The sequence below is a fragment of the Roseixanthobacter psychrophilus genome (assembly GCF_043195195.1).
In the GTDB taxonomy this organism is placed as follows: Bacteria; Pseudomonadota; Alphaproteobacteria; order Rhizobiales; family Xanthobacteraceae; genus NCEH01.
Genome location: NZ_JBAFWT010000094.1, coordinates 1 through 4149 on the forward strand (window position 1 = coordinate 1; position 4149 = coordinate 4149).

The 4149-nt window shown below is 65.5% G+C and carries 4 protein-coding genes; 1 reads left to right on the plus strand and 3 read right to left on the minus strand.

Annotated elements, in window-relative coordinates; all coding sequences use genetic code 11:
• Window positions 1–418, minus strand: a 418-nt coding sequence (locus V5F77_RS28240) for an MFS transporter (RefSeq protein ID WP_429008390.1), incomplete at its 3' end; no start/stop codon positions are given.
• A gap of 137 nt (window positions 419–555) precedes the next feature.
• The gene (locus tag V5F77_RS28245; RefSeq protein WP_429008391.1) at window positions 556–1695 is read right to left on the minus strand and encodes an iron-containing alcohol dehydrogenase; all 1140 of its coding nucleotides are present in this window, start codon (window positions 1693–1695) and stop codon (window positions 556–558) included.
• Window positions 1696–1876: 181 nt separating this feature from the next.
• On the opposite strand from V5F77_RS28245, the gene V5F77_RS28250 reads away from it, so the two are divergent.
• Window positions 1877–2797: a LysR substrate-binding domain-containing protein gene (locus V5F77_RS28250; RefSeq protein WP_429008392.1), complete on the plus strand. Its 921-nt coding sequence runs from the start codon at window positions 1877–1879 to the stop codon at window positions 2795–2797.
• Between the two features lie 55 nt (window positions 2798–2852).
• On the opposite strand, the gene V5F77_RS28255 is transcribed toward V5F77_RS28250, so the two are convergent.
• Window positions 2853–4109, minus strand: coding sequence for an aminopeptidase (locus tag V5F77_RS28255; protein ID WP_429008393.1), 1257 nt, complete (start codon window positions 4107–4109; stop codon window positions 2853–2855).
• Between the last annotated feature and the right edge of the window lie 40 nt (window positions 4110–4149).

Genomic DNA, 4149 nt, shown 5'->3' on the forward strand with positions numbered 1-4149 from the left:
AATACACCGCGCCGGGCACGAAACCGGCTTCCAGCACGCCGAGCAGGAAGCGCAGCGCATAGAAGGCATATTCGGACGTGACGAACATCATGACCGCCGAGGCGATGCCCCAGCTGATCATGATCCGCGCGATCCAGCGCCGCGCGCCGACCTTGGCGAGGATCAGGTTGGAGGGAATTTCGAACAGCAGATAGCCGATGAAGAAGATGCTGGCGCCGAGGCCGTAGGCGGCTTCGGAAAAGCCCAGCTCGCTCTGCATCTGCAGCTTGGCGAAGCTGACATTGACCCGGTCGAGATAGGCCACCACGAAGCACGCCATGAACAGGGGGATGATGCGCCATCCCGCCTTGCGGATCACGGCATCGGTGGCCTGCGCCACCGACGCGGCCTGTTGGCCGACGGTCGTCTTGATACTCATATCAGGGTCCCTCCCAGACTATTGTTCTTTGACGCGCTGAGCGCGAACGAAGATTTATTCTTATGAAACAGTTCGTTAGAGAACGGCTGGCGGCGCATTGGCGTCTGCGCCGCCCGTGGAAGACCGGAAAGCTTTCCTCAGAGGGATTGCGCGAGCATTCGCGCGTAATCGTCCGGCGTGGCTTCGCGCGGGTTGGTCTTGTGGCAATGGTCCGCCACCGCGCCCTTGATGATGCCGGCGAACAGATCTTCGCCGACGCCCACCGCGCCGAGGCTGGCGGGCAGGCCGAGATGCTCGGTGGCGGCGCGGATGGTCGGGCCGACCTCATCGGCATCGCCAAGACCCATCACCTCGGCGAGGCGCTCCAGCTTCTGCTCGTGCCGGGCGGAGTCGCTATCCTTGTTGAATTCGAGCACCGCCGGCAGGAGGATGGCGTTCAACGTGCCGTGGTGGAGCCGCGGATTGATGCCGCCGAGCGAATGGCTGAGGCTGTGGACGCAGCCGAGCCCCTTCTGGAACGCCATGGCGCCCTGCATGGAGGCGCTCATCATGTTCAGCCGCGCCTCGCGGTCGCTCGGATCGTGGGTGGCGCGGCCGATATGGGTCCAGGCCCGGCGCAGCCCTTCGAGCGCGATGCCGTCGGCCGGCGGATTGAAAGCGGCGGAGAGATAGGTCTCGATGCAATGGGACAGGGCGTCCATGCCGGTCGCGGCCGTCAGCAGGGGCGGCAGGCTCAGGGTCAGGTCGGGATCGCAGATCGCCACCTTGGGAATGAGATAGGGCGAGAGCACGCCGACCTTGCGCCCGTCGTCCAGGATCAGGATCGCCCCGCGCCCGACCTCGCTGCCGGTGCCGGCGGTGGTGGGGATGGCGATCACGGGTGCGGTCGCGGCGGTGATCCGCTCCACGCCGCCCTCGATCACGGCGAAGCTCTTCAACGGTCCGTCGTGGGCCGCGCACACCGCCACGCCCTTGGCGAGGTCGATGGAGGAGCCGCCGCCGACCGCGATGATGCCGTCGCACTCCCCCTCGCGATAGGCGGCAAGGGCGGCGCGCACGGCGGCTTCGTTCGGGTTGGGCGGCGTCGCATCGAAGATCGTGACGACGGTCTTTGCAGAAAGCTGTTCCAGGACCGTGTCGAGAATGCCAGCCTTGCGCACCCCTGCGTCGGTGACGATCAAGGGGCGGCGGATCGGGATCAGGTCGCACTCGTCTTGCAGCAGCGACACCGAGCCGAAGCCGAACTGGATGCGCGTGAGGTAATTGATCAGAGCCATTTCAAGTATTTCCCCCACGAAATCGCCCGGTTGCGGCGCGACTCGCATCTTTTTATATTGCAGTGCAGCGTAAGTTGGCGCCGGTTTACGACGCCGCGCTGCTGCAAAGGGATATGTGAGGGGGTTTTCTTTGAAAACTGAGAAGAGTTGATACAGCTATATCCTGGAGTAATACAAAGACATGCTGCCCTCCCTCGGTTCCATGATCTCGCGGCTGCATCTGCGGCATCTGCGGCTGCTGATCGCGCTGGACGATCTCGGCTCGCTCTTGAAGGCGGCGGAGCAGGTGGGGCTGAGCCAGCCCGGCGCCAGCAAGGCGCTGCAGGAGATCGAGGAAACGCTCGGCGCCACCTTGTTCACCCGCACCAATCGGGGGCTAGTGGCCAATGATGCCGGCCTGTGCGTCATCCGCTATGCCAGGCTGATCCACACCAATCTCGGGCAGATGCGGGAGGAGATGGAAGGCCTGCTCCAGGGCCACGGCGGCAAGCTCGGGCTCGGTGTCATCATGGGCGCGGTGCCGCTGCTGACCGAGATGATGCTGCGCCTCATCAAGGCGCATCCGGCCATCTCGATCGAACTGGTGGAGGACACCAGCGCCGAATTGCTGCGCCTGCTGGACCAGGGGCGGCTCGACATGGCCATCTGCCGCACCACCATCAGCGAGCGGCCGGACCTCTACGACAGCGTGATCGTGCGCGAGGAAACCCTCGCCGTGGTGGCGAACACCCATCATCCCGCGGCCACCCGCAAGCGGATCGAGCTTGCCGACCTCGCCGAGGCGCGCTGGGTGGTCTATTCCGCCAACATGCCCATGCGGGTGCTGCTGGAGCGCGAGTTCCAGCAGGCGGGGTTGCGCTTTCCGCTCTATCTGGTGGAGACCACCTCGGCCTTCGCGACCCTGTCGCTGCTGCAGCGGGAGCCCTCGTTCGTGGCCCTGCTGTCGAGCGAGGTGGCGCAGTTCTGCACCAGCTTCGGCATGACCTCCATATTGCCCCTGCAATTGCGTTCGCGCAGCGAGCCCTATGAGCTGGTCACCCGTCGCGGCGCGCCGCTCTCACCGGTGGCGCGCTATTTCATCGAGGGGTTCAACCTGCGCTGAGCGGGGCGCGCCGGCGACGGGCGTGCGCCGCCGGCTTTTCAGGCGCTGGTCCGCCTCAGGCCCATTCGCCCTTGCGGAACACCGGCACGCGGGCGCCGTCTGCCGTGATGCCGTCGATGTCGATCTGGTCGGAGCCGATCATCCAGTCGATATGGATCAGGCTCTTGTTGCCGCCCTGTTCGGCGATCTGCTCCGGCGTGAGGTTTGCGCCGTCGAGGAAGCATTTGGAATAGCATTGGCCGAGCGCGATGTGGCAGGCGGCGTTCTCGTCGAACAGCGTGTTGAAGAACAGCAGGCCGCTTTTCGAGATCGGCGAGGAATGGGGAACCAGGGCGACTTCGCCAAGCCGGCGCGCGCCCTCGTCGGTCTCCAGCACCTTGTTCAGCACCTCCTCGCCGCGCGCCGCCTTGGCCTCGACAATGCGCCCCGCCTCGAACCGCACCCAGATCTCGTCGATCAGCGTGCCCTGGTAGGACAGCGGCTTGGTGGAGGAGACGTGCCCTTCCACGCGACGGGCGTGGGGGGTGGTGAACACTTCCTCGGTTGGAATGTTGGCGTTGCAGGTAATGCCGTTCTTCGCCGTCGAGGCGCCGCCCTGCCATTCGTGCCCGTCGGCGAGGCCGATGGTGAGATCGGTGCCCGGCCCGGAATAATGCAGGGCCTGGAAGCGGTGGCCATTCAGCCATTCGGTGCGGGTGCGCAGGGCGGCATTGTGCGCGCTCCAGGCGGCCACCGGATCATCGCCATCGACGCGCGACGCCGCGAAGATCGCCTGCGCCAGCTTGGCGACGGCCACGGGCTCTTCATCGCCGGGAAACACCAGCTTGGCCCAGGAGGCGGTGGGGTAGGCGATGATGTTCCAATTGATGTCGAAGCCGGCGATCTTTTCCAGCGCCGGCTGATAGGCCTTGGAATTCGCCCTGTTGGCCCGCGCCACCTTGGCGGGGTCCTGGCCGGACAGGAGCATCGGATTGTCGCCGACGATGGCGAGGCGCGCGGTATTGGCGCTGAACGCCTTGGCGATGCCGTCATAGAGCCAGCCCGGTGCCCGATCGAAGCTCGCATCGGCGCCGAAGCGATAGCGCGCAAGCGTCATCTCATCGTCCGAGAACATCGGCGTCACGAGGCCGACGCCGGCCTTGTAGGCGTGCTCGGCGATCCGCCGCACCAGCGGCAGCGCCGCGATCGGGGCGGTCAGGAACAGGTCCTGGCCGGGCTGCAGATCCAGCCCCACCTTGACCGCCACTTGCGCCAGCCGGTCGAGCTGCACGGGGTCGATGGACGGGGTGAGATTGCCGGGATGTGAGGTCATGGTCCGATTGTCCAAATGAGGATCGTCGATAGAGGTTTAA